The organism is Micromonospora sp. WMMA1923, from assembly GCF_049179195.1.
Lineage (GTDB): Bacteria > Actinomycetota > Actinomycetes > Mycobacteriales > Micromonosporaceae > Micromonospora > Micromonospora yangpuensis.
Window position 1 is genome coordinate 2,824,672 of the sequence record NZ_JBMHLZ010000001.1, and the last position, 15,335, is coordinate 2,840,006.

Below are 15,335 nucleotides of genomic sequence, written 5' to 3' on the forward strand. Positions count from 1 at the left end.
CCCGGTGCTCGGGGAGATCGCCGTCCTCGACGACGTGGGTCCCCCACGCCGTGGCCGGGCGTACCCGGCGGCGGGTGCCACCTCGGCGCTGCTGCTGCCGGCGGGCCTGCTGCTGGGCGGGCTGCTGCTCTGGCCGGTGCTGCGGACGTTGCACGCCAGCGTCACCACCGACGGTCGCTGGGTCGGCGCCGACCACTTCCGGACGGCCTGGGCCGGGCCGGGCACTCCGGCGGTGGTGGGTCGCACGCTGCTCTGGGCCCTGGTGGTGCCCGCCGTGGTGACCGCGCTGGGTTACCTGCTGGCCACCGCGACCGGCCGTTCCGCCACGGGTCGACTGGTCCGGCTCATCCTGGTGCTGCCGATCGGTGTCCCGCTGGTGGTCACCGGGGTGACGTTCCGGCTGATGTACGACCCGGACCCGACCCGGGGACTGGCCACCTCGCTCGCCGCGCGACTGACCGGGGCGTCGGTGGAGACGACGCCGCTGCTGCTCGGTCCCCGCCTGGTGACGGTGGCCCTGATGTCGGCGTTCGTCTGGGCCTGGGTGGGCCTGGCGGTGGTGGTGTTCCGGGCCGCGCTGGACGCGGTACCGCCCAGTCTGGCCGACGCCGTCCGGGCCTACGGCGGCAGCCGGCGCGACGTGTTCTGGGACGCGCAGTGGCGGCCGTTGCTGCTGCGTACCGTGGCGGTGGTCTTCGCCCTGGTGGCGCTCGGCACCAGCCGCACCTTCGACCTGATCCTGATCATGGTGCCCGGATCGGTGCGCGACGACGCCGCGGTGCTCGCGGTGCGGGTCTGGCAGACCTCCGGCGGCACCACCACCGGCGAGGGAGCCGCGCTCGGGGTGATCTGGCTGGCGGCCGTGGCCGTCGGGATGCTGGTGGCCGCGCTCTTCGTCCGGCAGGCCTGGCCCCCGCCCCGGCACGTCGACCCGCCGCCGGACGATCCGCCGCCGGCACCGGCGCGCCGGTTACCCCGCCTGGTCGCCGCGGGCGCCGCGATCGTCTGGTTGGTGCCGTTGGCGACGCTGGTCGTGACGTCCCTGCACGCCCCGGTCGACGCCGCGGCGGGATGGTGGTCCGCCCCGCCGAGCGTGGACTCCTACGCCACCGTGCTGTCCGGCGCGGAACTGTGGCACAGCCTGCTGTTCACCCTGGCCCTCGCGACCGTGGTGACCGCGACGGTGCTCGGGGTGGCGCTGCTGGCGGCGTACCCGTTGGCCTGGTTGACCGGGCCGGCCGCCCAGTTCACCGGGTTGCTGCTGATGGCCGCGGTGGTGGTCCCGGTGCAGGTGGTCGCCGGCCCGGTCAACGAGGTCCTCGGCGCGGTCCTCTCCTCCGGCACCGCCCGAGGCCTGGCCCTGGTGCACATCGCGTTGGGTCTGCCCTTCGCGGTGTTGGTGCTGCGCAACGCCTTCGCCGACCTGCCGGCCGACCAGGTCCGCGACGCCCGGCTCGGTGGTCGGCACTGGTGGGGCACGGTGGCGCGGTTGGCCCGGCACAACCGGCCGGCGGTGGTCGCGGTCTGTGTGCTGGAGTTCGTCCAGGTGTGGAACGACCTGGTGGTCGGGTTGCTGTTCAGCGGCGCCGACGCCGCACCGCTGGGGTTGTTCCTGCACGGCCAGACCCGGCACTTCGTGGCCAACAGCGGCGTGTTGACGGCCGGCTCGGTGCTCGCCTCGATCCTGCCGGTGGTGCTGGTCGTGCTGGCCCGTCGGCAGCTCGTCGTGGGCCTGGTCGCCGGTGGTGTGCGGTGACCGGTCCCCGGACGCCCCGCTGGCCGGCTGCGGTGGCGGTCCTCACCCTGGTCGGCGGGGTGCTGGGCAACGTGGCCAGCAACCTGCTCGCCGGGCTGGCCGACACGATGCTCGGGCCGGCCAGCATCGTGCTGGCGGTGGTCGGTGCGGTCGCCTCCGTGGTGGTCGAGATCCGCCGGCGGCGGGTCGAGCGGGAGCCGGCCGCCGAGCCGACGGACCTGGTCACGCCGGCCACCGGCGCGCCCTCCCTGCCCTATCCGGCCGGCTTCACCGGCCGGGCCGAGCAGACCGGGGCCATCGTGGCGGCACTGCTACGCGAGCACGCGGTGGCCGTGGTCGGGCGGCGGGCGGCGGGCACCTCGTCCTGCGCCGTGCAGGCGGCCAACCTGTGCCGGGACCGGTTCCCCGACGGCCACTACTACGTGGACCTGCGCCGGGGCGGGCGGCCCCGCTCGGCCCGGGAGGTGCTCACCGCGCTGGCCCGCATCCTGGGCACCACGCCACCGGCGTCGGGTCGGGCCGACGATCTGGACGAGGCCGCCGACGAGTTGCGCCGGCAGCTCGACGGCCGGCAGATCCTGCTGGTACTGGACAACGTGGACCGGGCGGCGCAGGTACGCCCGCTGCTTCCCCCGGCCGCCAGGACGTGTCGGCTGCTGCTCGCCGGTGGTCCGGCGCTGGCCTCGCTGGAGGGGCTGGTGGCGTACTGGCTCGCCGAGCCGGACACCGCCGACGCGGTGGAGCTGTTCGCCGCCGCCGGTGGCACCGCGCCGACGCCCCGGGTCCACCGGCCCGACCCGCGCACCGACCCGGCGGTACGCGAGATCGTCGAGGTGTGCGGGCGGCAACCGCGCACCGTCCGGGCCCTGGGCTACCGGACCGCCCAGCACGGTTGGCGCTACTCCGACGTGCGGGACACCCTGCGCCGGGCGGTCGAGACCGCGCCGCACCAGCGGGTACCGGTCTCCCCGGCGGCCCGGTTGGTCACCGACCGGGACACCGCCTACCACGCGCTGTCGGCGCGGGCCCGGCGACTGTACCGGCTGATGTCGCTCAGCCCGGTGCCGTTGGACCGGCCGACGCTCGCGGCCCTGGCCGGACGACGCTGGACCGACGTGGCCACGCTCCTCGACGAGCTGGCCGCGGCGGCGTTCGTGGTCGGTGCCGCCGGTGACCGGTACGAGGTGCGTCCGCTGCTGGCCCCGTACGCCCGACTGCACCTGCGCGAGGCCGAGCCGGTCGCCGCGCGGGTCGCCGCGCAGGCCCGGCTGACCCGGCACCTGGCCCGACGGGCCGAACGGCACGCGGCGAACCTGGCGGTCACCGTCTCGCTGCTGAACCGGGGGCGGTCGCTGCCGCTGGAGGACGACCCGGCGGGCTGGTTCGACCTGCACCAGGACCTGCTGCTCGCGGTGGTCAAGGTGCCGGCCGGAGCGGCCGAGACGCTGCCCCGACGGATCCGCCGGTGGTGGTTCCGGCTGGCGGTGGCGCTCTGCGGCTGGCTGGCCCACGCCGACCGGCTCGACGAGTGGGCCGAGGTGTGCCGGATCGTGCTGGACATGCCGACCGCCGGCGACCGGCCGGAGATCGCCGGCTGGGCGCACAACGAGCTGGGGGTGCTCCGACGCCGGCGGCACGACCCGCAGGGTGCGGCGGCGGCGCTCACCCTGGCGGTCGCCGAACGTGGTCGGCGGGGCACCGCGCAGGCCCGGATGAACCTCGGTCTGGCCCTGCTGGACCTCGGGCAGGTCGACGACGCGGTGGAGCACCTGGAGTTGTCCCGCCGGCACCGCTCCGCCGCCGACCGGGCCGGGATCGCCCTGACCGACCTGGGGCTGGGCGCGGCCCGGCTGGCCCGGGGCGAGCTGGAGACCGCCCACCGGCACCTGGTCCGGGCGGCCAACACGTTCAGGCTGCTCGGCGACGCCCGGGGCTACGCGGCGGCCCTGACCAACCTGGTGCTGGTGCACGCCGGTCTCGGTGAGCACCTCGACGCCGCGCAGGCCGGGCAGGCGGCGCTGCGGGAGTACGAGTCGGTGGCCGACCCCGCCACCCGCGCCACCGCGCTGCTCAACGCCGGCGCGACCCTGCTGACCAGCGTCCCCGGGCAGGCGCGGGAGGCGTACGAGCTGCTGGCCGAGAGCCACCGGCTGCGGGACTCGCGACGCCCGACGGCGGGGCTGGGGCGTACCCTGCTCTATCTGGGCGACGCGGCGGCGGCGCTGGGCGACCACACCGAGGCCCGCCGGCGGTGGACCGACGCGGCGGACCTCGGCGAGGAGGTCGGTGACCCGGCCGGCCAGGCGGCGGCGGACGCCCGGTTGATCGGCGAGGGTGGCCCCGCGTCCCGCTGAGGGAGTCGACCCGGCTGAGGGATCGGCCCTGAGTGCGGGAGCCGCCCCGGCAGGGGCACCCGCCCCGGACCCCGACGAGCACGAGGAGGCCGTCCCACGTGTCGGAGACCCCCCGCCAGTTGCGGGCGGACTGTTCCCGGTGCTTCGCGCTCTGCTGCGTCGCACCGGCCTTCGCCGCCTCGGCCGACTTCGCCCTGGACAAGCCGGCCGGGCGGCCCTGTGCCCACCTGGCCGGTGACTTCCGGTGCGGCATCCACGGGCAGCTGCGTGACCGGGGCTTCGCCGGGTGCACGGTCTTCGACTGCTTCGGCGCCGGCCAGCAGGTCTCCCAGGTCACCTACGGTGGGCGGAGCTGGCGCGACCAGCCGCGGTCGGCGGCGCAGATGTTCGACACCTTCGCCGTGCAGCGGCACCTGCACGAGCTGCTGTGGTACCTGACCGAGGCGGTGGCGCTGGGCCCGACCGAGCCGCTACGCGGCCAACTGCGGCGCGCGGTGGCGGAGACCCTCCGGCACACCGACGCGAGCCCGGCGGAGCTGCTGGCGCTGGACGTCGACGCCCACCGGGCCACGGTCAACGTGCTGCTGTCGCGCGCCAGCGAACTGCTGCGTGGTCGCGGCGGGGCCGACCGGCGCGGCGCGCAGCTGGTCGGGGTCGACCTGCGCCGGGTACGCCTGGTCGGGGCCAACCTGCGGGGCGCGGTGCTGGTCGGGGCGGACCTGCGCGGCGTTGACCTCACCCGGGCCGACGTCACCGGGGCCGACCTGCGCGGCGCCGACCTGCGCGGGGCGGACCTGCGGCGCACGCTCTTCCTGCACCGCTCCCAGCTCGACGCGGCCCGGGGTGACCTGCGCACCCGGCTGCCGGCGTCGCTGTCCCGGCCCGCACACTGGTCAGCGCTGCCGCTCACCCCGACCCGCCGCGCCACCCGGTGACGACTTCGCCGACCTGCCGGCCGAGCAGGCCCGGCCCACGCGGGAGACCAGCCGGGCCGGGTACGACGTGGCGGCGGTCTCCGGCACCGAGGACCCGATGCTGGAGGAACAGACCTGACGCCCGGCGTCCCGCCGGTCCGTGGCCCCGATCGGGTGGCACCACGGACCGGCGGACTCAGTCCAGGTGGATCGCGCCGGCCGGGCAGAGGTCGACGGCGCGACGGACCCGCTCGACGCTCTGCGGTGCCGGCTCGGCCACCCGCAGCAGCACCAGACCGTCGGTGTCGTCCTGTTCGAAGACCTCCGGGGCGGTGAGCACGCAGTTGCCGGAGCCGCAGCAGACGTCCCGGTCCACCCGCAGGCGCACCGTCGTCTCCGGCGGGGCCGGCCGGTCGGCGCTCACCAGCTGACCGGAAGCACGTCGAGGCCGAATACCACCGCGTTGTCCCGGATCGGCAGTTGTTCCGGCTCGGCGGTCACCCGCAGGTCGGGGAAGCGCCGGGCCAGCCCCACCAGGGCCAGCCGCAGCTCGGCGCGGGCCAGCGGCTGACCGATGCACTGGTGCACACCGAAGCCGAAGGCCAGATGCTGGTGTGCCTGGCGGTACGGGTCGAACCCCTCGGCGTCGTCGAAGACCTCGGTGTCCCGGTTGGCCAGGGCGATCAACACGATGACCCCCTCACCGGCTCGGATCAGCTGCCCACCGATCTCCACGTCCTCGGTGGCCACCCGGGCCAGTCCGGTGCGCACGATGCTGAGGTAGCGCAGCAGCTCCTCGACCAGATCGGCGACGCGTTCGGGCTCGTCGCGCAGCAGGGCGAACTGGTCGGGTCGCCGGGTCAGCAGCAGGACGCTCAACCCGAGCATGTTGGCGGTCGTCTCGTGGCCGGCGATGAGCAGCAGCAGCGCCATGCCGACCAGCTCGTCGAGCTCCAACTCCCCCGGCTCGACCCGTTCCCGGACCAGGCGGCTGAGCAGGTCGTCGGCGGCGGCGTCGGGGTGGGCCAACCGCTCCTGGGCCAACTGCCGCAGGTAGCTCTGCAGCTCCCGGACGGCGGCCTGCACCCGCTCCATCGGCTCGTTGCGGCTGAGCAGGGTGCGGCTGTGGGCCTGGAAGAAGTCGTGGTCGGCGTAGGGCACGCCGAGCAGGTGGCAGATCACCATCGACGGCAGCGGCAGGGCGAACGTCGACACCAGGTCGGCCGGTGGACCGACGGCGGCGAGGTCGTCCAGGCAACGGTCGACGGTCTGCGTGATCAGCGGCTCGATCCGCCGGACATTCTTGATCATGAACTCGGCGGTGAGCATCCGCCTCAGTCGACTGTGCTCGGCGCCGTCCATCCGGATGAACGAGCCCTTGCCGTCCTCGGCGGTCTGCGGCGGCAGGGGACGCAGCAGGGGGAAGCCGGGCCGGGTGAGGTCGGAACTGAAGGCCGGGTGGCGCAGCAGGCGACGCACGTCGGCGTGCCGGCTGACCAGCCAGGCGGTGGCCCCGGTGGGCAGCCGGACCCGGGTCACCGGGGCGGCGTAGCGCTCCTGCTCGTCCTCGGCCAGCAGGGCGAAGGGGCCGCGGGCGGCGTTCACCGGCGGCCACACGGGCAATTCAGCCTCGACGGAACGGGTCATCGGGGGCACCTCCCGCAGCGACTCCTCGTATTCATGTCGTTGCGAAACGTTACCCATCGGCACACATCTACACAAGACCCGACCACTTGAGCGATCGCTCAAAAGCGACTACGCTCCGATTTGAGCATCCGCTCAACCCAGGGAGGCCGCAGTGGACGGTAGCCACGGAGACGATCTCACCTCGAATTCCGACGACGCCCCGAAAGACCTGGACTGGGCCTTGTTCGCCCCGGGCCCGGCGGCCGACACCGACGACTCCCGGCCACCCCGGACGGCCGCCAACTGGATCCTGGCCGGTCTCATCGGCATGGTCGGCGTGCTCTCGTTCTTCGTCACCGTCCACACCGGACGGGCCGACAGCGCCGTGCTCTTCGTCGGCCTGCCGGTGACCCTCGCGGTGGCGCTGGCGCTCGTGCCCGGTCGGACCGGGCACGGTCGGGTCTTCGGGCTGACCACGGTCGCCCTGCTGCTCGCCGCGGTGCTGCTGCACGAGGGCGCGATCTGCGTACTGCTCGCCGCCCCGCTGGTGTATCTGGTGGTGCACGGCACGACCGCTCTGATCCACGCCGTCCGGCGCCACTCATCGGCCCACGTGCTGGTGCTGCTGCCGCTGCTGCTGGTAACCGCGACCGAGGGCACCGGTACGGGTTGGCGGGTCACCCCGGATCAGCGGGTCGAGGTGGCGCGGGTGGTCGCGTTGCCGGCCGACGAGGTCGCCGCCCGGCTGGCCGCCGGTCCCCGTCCGGTGCCGGTCCGGTCACTGCCACTGCGGCTGCTGCGGGTGCCCATGCCGCAGCAGGTCTCCGGGGACGGGCTGGCCGACGGCGACCGCTGGCTGTTCGCGTACCACGGCTCGGCGCACGGCCCCGGCGGACACCTGCTGGCCGAGGTCGACCGGAGCGGGCCGGGCCGGGTCGGCTTCCGGTTCGTGACCAACAGCTCGATCACCGGGCGCTGGCTCGACTGGCAGCGGGCCGACCTGAGCTGGCGGGCCGTCGACCCGGCACAGACCGAGGTCCGCGTGACCGTCGCCTACCGGCGCGGACTCGACCCGTCGTGGTACTTCGGGCCGCTCCAGGACGCCCTGATGCACCGGGGCGTCGGCCACCTGCTGGACATGCTGGCCCTGCCGTGATCCTGCTCCGCTACCTCTGGCTGGTGGTGCCGGCGCTGCTCGCCGCGGCGCGGGCGGACTCCTCCCGCGCCGGACGCGCCGGGGCGCTGCTCGCGGTGACCGGCAGTTGGGCGTTGGCCGCGGCGGCGGTGCTGGCCGTGGCGGTCGGCGCGGCGGTCGCCGACCCGCACGGGCACGATCACCTCGACCGTCGGTACGGGACGTCGTGGCGCGCCTACCGGCGGGCGGTGCGCCCCTGGTGGCCCCGGTGGCGGCCGTACCCGGGTAACCCGCCGGCCCGGCTCTGGCTGGACGCCGGCTGCGGGCCGTGCGCCCGGACCGGCCGGTTCCTGCTTTGCCGGCGACCTACCGGCCTGCGCCTGCGGCCGGCGGCCCGGCACCGGCAAGTGCTGTGGCGGGCGGAGTACGTGGGCGGCGACGGCCACATCGGACGGGGGGTGGTCGCCGTCGCCCACGGACTCGACCATCTCCAGCGGGGCTGGGCCTACCTCGGCTGGCTGCTGCGGCCGCCCGGCCCGGCCTGGCTGGCGCAGCTGGTGACCGATGCGATGATCGCACCGCCCCATCCGGCGCGCGTCCGAGGAGACCCATGTCCGACACCAAGCAGCGACTGCTCGACGGCACCCTCACCGCGCTGCGCGAACACGGGATAGCCGGCATCTCCGCCCGGACCATCGCCGCGGCGGCCGGGGTGAACCAGGCGCTGGTCTTCTACCACTTCGGCACCGTCGACGAGCTGCTCGGCGCGGCCTGCCGGGCCGGCACCGCGCAGCGGGTGGCCCGGTACGCGCAGCGGTTCACCGAGGTGGGCTCGCTGCGTGAGCTGCTGGCGGTCGGGCAGGCCCTGCACGTGGCGGAACGCGAGCTGGGCAACGTCTCGGTGCTCGCCCAACTGCTCGCCGGGGCGCAGAGCGAGCCCCGGCTGGCCGCGCCCACCGCCGAGGCCCTGCAACTGTGGGTGGACGAGATCGAGCCGGTGCTGGTCCGGCTGCTGGCCGGCTCACCGTTGGCCGAGGTGGCCGACATCCCCGGGCTGGCCCGCGCGGTCGCCGCCGGCTTCGTCGGCCTGGAGCTCTACGAGGGGGTCGACGCCGTCGGCGCGACCCGGGCGGTCGGGGCCCTGGAGCAGCTGGCCGTGCTGGTCGAGGCTGTCGACGACCTCGGCCCGGTGGCCCGCCGGGCGGTGCGCGCCCGGATCAGCCGCACCGCGCGCCGGAGTGGCCCGGGCCGGCCCGTCCGGTGAACCGGGCCGTGCGTCTGGGCCGGGCCGTACGTCTGGGCCGGGCCGTGCGTCTGGGCCGGGCCGTACGTCTGAGCCGGGCCGCACGTCTGAGCCGGGCCGTACGTCGGGTGCCACGCCGGCGGTGACCGCCGCGGGCACCGGCGCCGCCGGCACGGCCGGGCGCAGCCGGGCCGTCAGGCGGGCGGCGGCGTCACCGGCCGTCGCGGTGACCATCGGCAACAGCCTGGTCGTGCTCATCACCGCCAGCTCCTCGGCGGGGGTGCTGGTGCCGTCGAGGAACCGCAGCACCCGCTCGGCCGGGTTACGGGCGAAGAGCCGGGCGAAGAAGTCCGGCCCGCCGACCGTCCCGGCGTCCAGGGCCCGCAGCGCGACCGCGTCCATCCACCGGTGCCGACGCGGGTACGCGGGCGCGGGCACCGGTGGACCGCCGGCGGCCACGGCCCGGGCGACCTGCTCGGCCTGGCGGTGCATGGCGGAGAAGGTGAAACCGGTGGAGCCCCGGGTGGCGCCACCGGCGGTGCCGAGGCGGACCACCCGGGGTGAGGGACGGGCCACGAAGGTGCCGTCGGTCATCGGGATCACCCCGTTCTCCACCTCCCGCACCCGCAGCGTCGCCGGGTCGAGCCCGAGCAGGTCGCGGTACCCGGCCAGCGCCCGGTCGTAGGCCTCGGAGGTGAGCAGGCCCGGGGTGAACTCGGTGTACTCGATCAGGGCGTACCGGCTGTCGACCGGCAGCACGTAGCCGAAGGAGACACCCCGGGCCGGTTGCCGGGTGCGGAAATCCATCAGGACCGCCCGGTCGGGGTCGAAGACCGGCGTGGCGGCCTCCACCCACCAGCCCCGGAAGTGCTGCAGCCAGGTGGTCCGGCCGGCGCGCTCCGGTGGGCGGGGACGGGAGTCCAGCACCCACCGGGCCCGCAGCAGCGGCTGCCCGTCGGGGGCGTTCACCCGTACCCGCTGCCCGTCGTCGTCGAGCCGGCCGACGGCCGCGCCGATGCGGATGGCCGCCAGCCGCCGCTCGGCCTCGGCGGCGCGGGCGTAGAGCGGGGCGGAGCGCAGCATCGCGTACCGCAGCGGGGTGAGGTCGAGCAGCCGGCGGCCGGCCGGGGTGGTCACCTCGACCCGGTCCCAGCTCGCGCTGAGCAGTGGGTCCAGGTCGTCGTCGGGGGTGCCCCAGAAGGCCCAGGTGCGGTCCTGGCCACGCTTGTGCACCGGGTCGACCACGGCCACCCGCAGGCCGCGGACCCGGTGGCGGTCCAGGGCGGCCAGCACGAGCGACGCCGCACCGCCCCCGCCCACCAGGGCGAGGTCGACGTCCGGGACAGAGGTGACGCTCACCTTCCTGAGGCTGCCACACCGCCCGCCCGATGCCGGCGGCGGCGTACCGGGACGTGCCGGGGTGAACACGGGACGGCAACGAAGATTTCTCATTTTCACCGGATGGAGGACCCGACCGCCCTAGTGTTGGGCACACCGGTGCTCGTCACGGAGTTGGCCACCCGAACGACGTCCCACGCAGTCAGCGGACGAAAAGTGAGGGAACACGCGTATGAAGACGAAGACACTACCCGTAGCGGCGGCGCTCGGCGTGGGACTCGGCACGGTGCTCCTCCCGGCCGCCGCGCTCGCCGACACCACCGTGTCACCGGCGACCACACCGGTAGGCGGGACGGTCGTGCTGACCAGCTCCTGCAATCCCAAGAGCGGCGACGCGATCTTCCGGGTCACCGGCCCGGACCGGGACCAGAACGTCCGCTCCACCACGGCCGCCGCCGGCGGCGGCCTGAGCGCGGAACTCTTCACCGCCGGCTTCACCCTGGGCAGCTACACGGTCACCTCCACCTGCGGCGACGGCAGCGACGCAGGCAGCGCGACCTTCACCGTCACCCCGATCGGGGGCGCCCCGGCCGGAGACGGTGGCGGTGGCGGCGCGCCGGAGCTGATCGCGGCGGGCGGGGTGCTGGTGGCGGCGGCGACCGGCGGCACGGTGCTGCTGGTCCGCCGCCGGCGGCAGCGCACCACACCGGCCTGAGCCCCGCATCCGGGCCGACCTGAGCCCGGGCAGTCCGACCCATCCCTGACGCGGGTGCCCGTCCCGGTTCGCCGGGGCGGGCACCCGTCGACGCGTACGGAGGTGAGCCGTGAGCGGCTGCGCTCCCCCGCCCGGGGCCCGGCCTCCGGAACCGACCGGGTCGGCCGACCGCACCGGGACCGGCCGGCGCCCGGGGCAGCCGGTCGACTGGGGACCGCTGGCGCTCGGGCTGGCCGGGGTGCTCGGCGTGGCACTGCTCGTCGCCGGCCTGACCCTGGCACCGACCCGACCACCCGGGCCGTCCGAGGCGGCCCGCCCGGCGGGTCCGGCCCTCGACCGGCCGGGACCGGCCGTGCCGGCACTGCCCCGGGCCACCCCGGTCCGGGTGACCATCCCGGCGATCGGGGTACGCGCACAGGTGGTTCCGGTGGCCGCCGACGCCGCCGGGCAGTTGGAGGTACCCCCGCTGGACCGGCCGACGGTGGCCGGCTGGTACCGGCTCGGGGTCAGTCCCGGCGAGCCGGGCAACGCGGTGCTGGTCGGTCACGTCGACTCCCGACAGACCGGCCCGGCGGTCTTCTTCCGACTCGGTCAGCTCCGGCCGGGCGACACCGTCGAGGTGGCCCGTGCCGACGGGCGCAGCGCCCGCTTCACCGTGGACGGTGTCGCGTCGTACCCGAAGGAGCAGTTTCCCAGCGCGCTGGTCTACGGCGGCGACGGCACCGCCCGGCTGCGGCTGCTCACCTGCGGCGGCCGCTTCGACGACGCCCGCCGCGCCTACCTGGACAACACCGTCGTCTTCGCCACCCGGGTCGGCTGAACCCACCGGCCGGGACCGCCGACTGCGGGCGCGGCCACCGCGCGGCCCGGACCGCCGACTGCGGCCCGGGTCACCGGCGGGTCGCGCCGAGCGCGGGTGGGGTCGGTCGGTGCACCCCCGGTGGGGTGGGCGTTCACCGGTGGGGACAATGGTCAGGTGGCGAAACGGGGGGCCCACCGGGCGGTGGGTGGCGAGTCGGTCCGGCCCTGCGCGTGCGGCTCCGGCACGACGTACGGCCGGTGCTGTCGACCGTTGCACCGGGGTGAGGCGCACGCCGCCACCGCCGAGCAACTGATGCGCTCCCGGTTCAGTGCCTTCGCCGTCGGCCACCGGGACCACCTGCTGCGCAGCTGGCACTCCTCGACCCGCCCGACCGGGCTGAGCCTCGACCCCGCCCAACGGTGGTTGCGGCTGGAGGTGCTGGACCGCGAGCGCGGCGGCCTGCTGGACAGCACCGGCACGGTCGAGTTCCGGGCCCACTACCGCACGGCCGGCCGCACCGGCACGCTGCACGAGCGCAGCCGGTTCGTCCGGGAGGACGGACGCTGGGTGTATCTCGACGCGTCGACCGGCTGAGCCGTCCGCCTCCGCCGACCAGACCCCGGCGACTGACCGACCGCCTGCGCCAGGCTGACCGACCGCACCGCGACAGGTGGCCGATCGCGCGGTCCAAACGTTACATCTGTCACGAACTAGCGTGCGGCACGCACCCGCTTGTCATGACTAACCGCACTGGAGGTGGTCGGTCCCATTGACGAGACTTTCCTTCGCCGGGACGACAGGCCGGCGGCTCAGCGAAGGGGAGGTGCCAGGTGGACGAGCGCTACGACAGCTACTGCGCCGCAGACCCGCTGTTCTACGACTCGCTCGGCAGCGTGACGACCCAGCCCGGCTTCCCCACCGCCACCCGGCCGCTGCCCGAGGGCTGGCAGAGCGAGCCGACCGGCGACTGGCTGATCTACGCCCCGGTCGACGGAGCGCTGCCCGAGCAGGGCTGGAAGATCCACGTGTCGGCCACCCTGACCAACGCCGACGAGGTGCTCGCGGCGGTCTGGGACTACTGCGTCCCCCGGGGCCTGGCGTTCAAGTTCCTACGTGGACCGCGCACCCTGCTGATGCGCAACTCCAAGTACGCCGCCCGGGGCGCCAGCGGCAAGTTCGTCACCGTCTACCCACGCGACGAGGCGGAGCTGGAGCTGACCTGCAAGGAGCTCGACGAGCTGCTCGCCGGCCAGGACGGCCCGTACATCCTCAGCGACCTGCGCTACCACGCCGGTCCGGTGTACGTGCGCTACGGCGGCTTCGCCGCCCGGTACTGCCACTCCGACGAGGGTCAGGTGGTGCCCGCGATCGCCGACGACAGCGGCACCCTGGTCCCGGACCGCCGGGACCCGGTGTTCCACGTGCCGTCCTGGGTGACGCTGCCCGACTTCCTCGCACCGCACCTGGCCGCCCGCAACGGCTCCCGTACCGACGAGCTGCCGTACCGGATCGAGAAGGTCATCCACTTCTCCAACGGTGGCGGCCTCTACGTCGGCCGGGACCTGCGCAGCGACACCCAGGTGGTGCTCAAGGAGGCCCGTCCGCACGCCGGGCTGGACGCCGACGGCGCCGACGCGGTGGCCCGGCTGCACCGCGAGGCGGACAACCTGCGTCGCCTGGCCGACCTGCCGCAGGTGCCCCGGGTGCACGACGAGTTCGTCTTCAGCGACCACCACTTCCTGGCCCTGGAGTTCATCGAGGGCCGGGCGTTGAACAAGGAGATCGTCGAGCGGTACCCGCTCATCGACGCGGACGCCACCGACGCGGACCGGGCCACCTACGCCGACTGGGCCCGCAGCGTCCACGCCCAGGTCGAGACGGTGATCGAGGAGATCCACGCCCGCGGGCTGGTCTACGGCGACCTGCACCTGTTCAACGTGATGATCCGCCCGGACGACACCGTCGCGCTCGTCGACTTCGAGGTGGCCGCCCCGATCGACGGCCACCGCCGGCCGGGCCTGCGCAACCAGGGCTTCGCCGCCCCCCGGGACCGCACCGGGCCGGCCGTCGACCGGTACGCCCTGGCCTGCCTGCGGCTGGCGTTGTTCCTGCCGCTGACCCAGCTCGTGCGGCTGGAGACGACCAAGGCCGCGCAGTTGGCCGACGTGATCGCCGAGGCCTTCCCGGTGTCCCGGGACTGGCTCACCCCGGCGGTCCAGGAGATCACCGGCAGCCCGGCGACGTCGGACGCCGCGCCGGTGACCGGGATGACCGCGCCGGACTACCGCCCACACCGGTGGGACGCGCTGCGGGCTTGCCTGGCCTCGGCGCTCCTGACCAGCGCCACCCCGCAACGCGACGAGCGACTCTTCCCCGGCGACATCGAGCAGTTCCGCAGCGGTGGCCTCAACCTCGCCCACGGTGCCGCCGGGGTGCTGCACGCCCTGGCCGTCAGTGGTGCCGGGCAGTGGCCGGAGCACGAGCAGTGGCTGCTGCGGCGGGCCACGTCGCCGGTCTCCGGCACCCGGTGCGGCTTCTACGACGGGCTGCACGGGGTCGCCTACGCCCTGGACGGGTTGGGGCGTCGGCAGGGCGCACTGGACGTGCTGGACATCTGCCTGCGCCAACCCTGGCAGGACCTCGACCACAGCCTGCGCGGCGGGCTGGCCGGGATCGCACTGAACCTGCTGCACCTGGCCGAACGGACCGGCGAGACGCGGCTGCGTGAGGAGGCCTGGCGGGTCGCCGAGCGCCTCGTCGAACAGGTCGCCGTCGACCCGGGCGGCGAGATCAGCGGCGGCCGGAACCCGTACGCCGGGCTGCTGCGCGGCCGGACCGGGCCGGCGTTGCTGCTGCTGCGGCTCTACGAGGCCAGCGGAGACCGGACGCTGCTGGCACACGCGGCCACCGCGCTGCGCCAGGACCTGCGCCGCTGTGTGGTCCGCCCGGACGGGGCGCTGGAGGTCAACGAGGGCTGGCGCACCATGCCGTACCTCGCCGAGGGCAGCGTCGGGATCGGTCTGGTGCTCGAACGGTACCTACGGCACCAGGACGACGAGCAGTTCCGGACCGCCACGGTGGGCATCCGGCGGGCCGCCCGGTCGCCCTTCTACGCCCAGACCGGGCTCTTCGCCGGCCGGGCCGGCATCATCGCCTACCTGGCCGCGACCAGCACCGCCGGCGACGAGCCGGATGCGCTGCCGGCCCAGGTACGCCGGCTGGCCTGGCACGCGCTGCCGTACGCCGACGGGGTCGCGTTCCCCGGCGAGCAGCTGCTCCGGCTCTCGATGGACCTGGCCACCGGCACCGCCGGTGTGCTGCTCGCGGTGGCCGCCGCCCACGGCGAGGCCGCCGCCGGACTGCCCTTCCTCGCGCCCGCACCGGGCGCCCCACGACTCCCCCGGCGTTCCGGGGGCGACCAGACCGATCCGACGACCGAAGGGAGGTGACAC

12 protein-coding genes and 1 pseudogene are annotated in these 15,335 nt (G+C 75.1%); 10 read left to right on the forward strand and 3 right to left on the reverse strand.

From position 1 onward, the window contains the following. Positions 1–4 precede the first annotated feature (4 nt). The 3 genes from ACN28G_RS12760 to ACN28G_RS12770 all read left to right on the forward strand — a co-directional run bounded on the left by ACN28G_RS12760 (position 5) and on the right by ACN28G_RS12770 (position 5,045). Positions 5–1,756 (forward strand): hypothetical protein, encoded by a 1,752-nt coding sequence (locus ACN28G_RS12760; RefSeq protein WP_421479185.1) that lies wholly within the window; start codon positions 5–7, stop codon positions 1,754–1,756. Then, positions 1,753–4,110 (forward strand): tetratricopeptide repeat protein, encoded by a 2,358-nt coding sequence (locus tag ACN28G_RS12765; protein WP_091439092.1) that lies wholly within the window; start codon positions 1,753–1,755, stop codon positions 4,108–4,110. Before ACN28G_RS12760 ends, ACN28G_RS12765 begins: the two co-directional genes overlap by 4 nt. A gap of 98 nt (positions 4,111–4,208) precedes the next feature. Further along, complete coding sequence (locus ACN28G_RS12770; protein WP_421479186.1) at positions 4,209–5,045, forward strand: pentapeptide repeat-containing protein; 837 nt, start codon at positions 4,209–4,211, stop codon at positions 5,043–5,045. Between the two features lie 175 nt (positions 5,046–5,220). Here the strand turns inward: ACN28G_RS12770 and ACN28G_RS12775 are convergent, their stop codons facing one another. Both ACN28G_RS12775 and ACN28G_RS12780 read right to left on the reverse strand, forming a co-directional pair. Next, positions 5,221–5,448: a ferredoxin gene (locus ACN28G_RS12775; protein ID WP_229688587.1), complete on the reverse strand. Its 228-nt coding sequence runs from the start codon at positions 5,446–5,448 to the stop codon at positions 5,221–5,223. Beyond that, positions 5,445–6,671: a cytochrome P450 gene (locus tag ACN28G_RS12780; RefSeq protein WP_091439102.1), complete on the reverse strand. Its 1,227-nt coding sequence runs from the start codon at positions 6,669–6,671 to the stop codon at positions 5,445–5,447. The genes ACN28G_RS12775 and ACN28G_RS12780 overlap by 4 nt, the downstream gene beginning before the upstream one ends. Before the next feature lie 307 nt (positions 6,672–6,978). Here ACN28G_RS12780 and ACN28G_RS12785 point away from each other — a divergent pair, with 307 nt between their 5' ends. From ACN28G_RS12785 to ACN28G_RS12795, 3 genes are read left to right on the forward strand one after another with little or no spacing between them, the layout of a single operon-like run. Further along, a complete protein-coding gene (locus tag ACN28G_RS12785) occupies positions 6,979–7,806 on the forward strand; it encodes a hypothetical protein (RefSeq protein ID WP_421480897.1) in 828 nt (275 codons plus the stop codon). After that, positions 7,803–8,459, forward strand: a complete 657-nt coding sequence (locus tag ACN28G_RS12790; protein WP_421479187.1) for a hypothetical protein — start codon at positions 7,803–7,805, stop codon at positions 8,457–8,459. The genes ACN28G_RS12785 and ACN28G_RS12790 overlap by 4 nt, the downstream gene beginning before the upstream one ends. Continuing rightward, on the forward strand, positions 8,396–9,049 hold the full coding sequence (locus tag ACN28G_RS12795) for a TetR/AcrR family transcriptional regulator (protein ID WP_421479188.1): 654 nt from the start codon (positions 8,396–8,398) through the stop codon (positions 9,047–9,049). Before ACN28G_RS12790 ends, ACN28G_RS12795 begins: the two co-directional genes overlap by 64 nt. 164 nt (positions 9,050–9,213) lie before the next feature. On the opposite strand, the pseudogene ACN28G_RS12800 reads toward ACN28G_RS12795, so the two are convergent. After that, positions 9,214–10,387, reverse strand: a pseudogene (locus ACN28G_RS12800) (lycopene cyclase family protein); the annotation flags it as partial. 211 nt (positions 10,388–10,598) lie between these two features. Between ACN28G_RS12800 and ACN28G_RS12805 the strand changes: the two are divergent. From ACN28G_RS12805 to lanKC, 4 genes are all read left to right on the forward strand, one after another. Then, positions 10,599–11,081 (forward strand): hypothetical protein, encoded by a 483-nt coding sequence (locus tag ACN28G_RS12805; protein ID WP_091439114.1) that lies wholly within the window; start codon positions 10,599–10,601, stop codon positions 11,079–11,081. 217 nt (positions 11,082–11,298) lie between these two features. Then, entirely contained in the window at positions 11,299–11,901 is a 603-nt protein-coding gene (locus ACN28G_RS12810; RefSeq protein ID WP_421480898.1) for a class F sortase, read from the forward strand. Positions 11,902–12,057: 156 nt separating this feature from the next. Next, positions 12,058–12,477: a YchJ family protein gene (locus tag ACN28G_RS12815; RefSeq protein ID WP_229688585.1), complete on the forward strand. Its 420-nt coding sequence runs from the start codon at positions 12,058–12,060 to the stop codon at positions 12,475–12,477. Positions 12,478–12,713: 236 nt separating this feature from the next. Further along, positions 12,714–15,332 (forward strand): class III lanthionine synthetase LanKC, encoded by a 2,619-nt coding sequence (gene lanKC / locus ACN28G_RS12820; RefSeq protein ID WP_421479189.1) that lies wholly within the window; start codon positions 12,714–12,716, stop codon positions 15,330–15,332. Positions 15,333–15,335 lie beyond the last annotated feature (3 nt).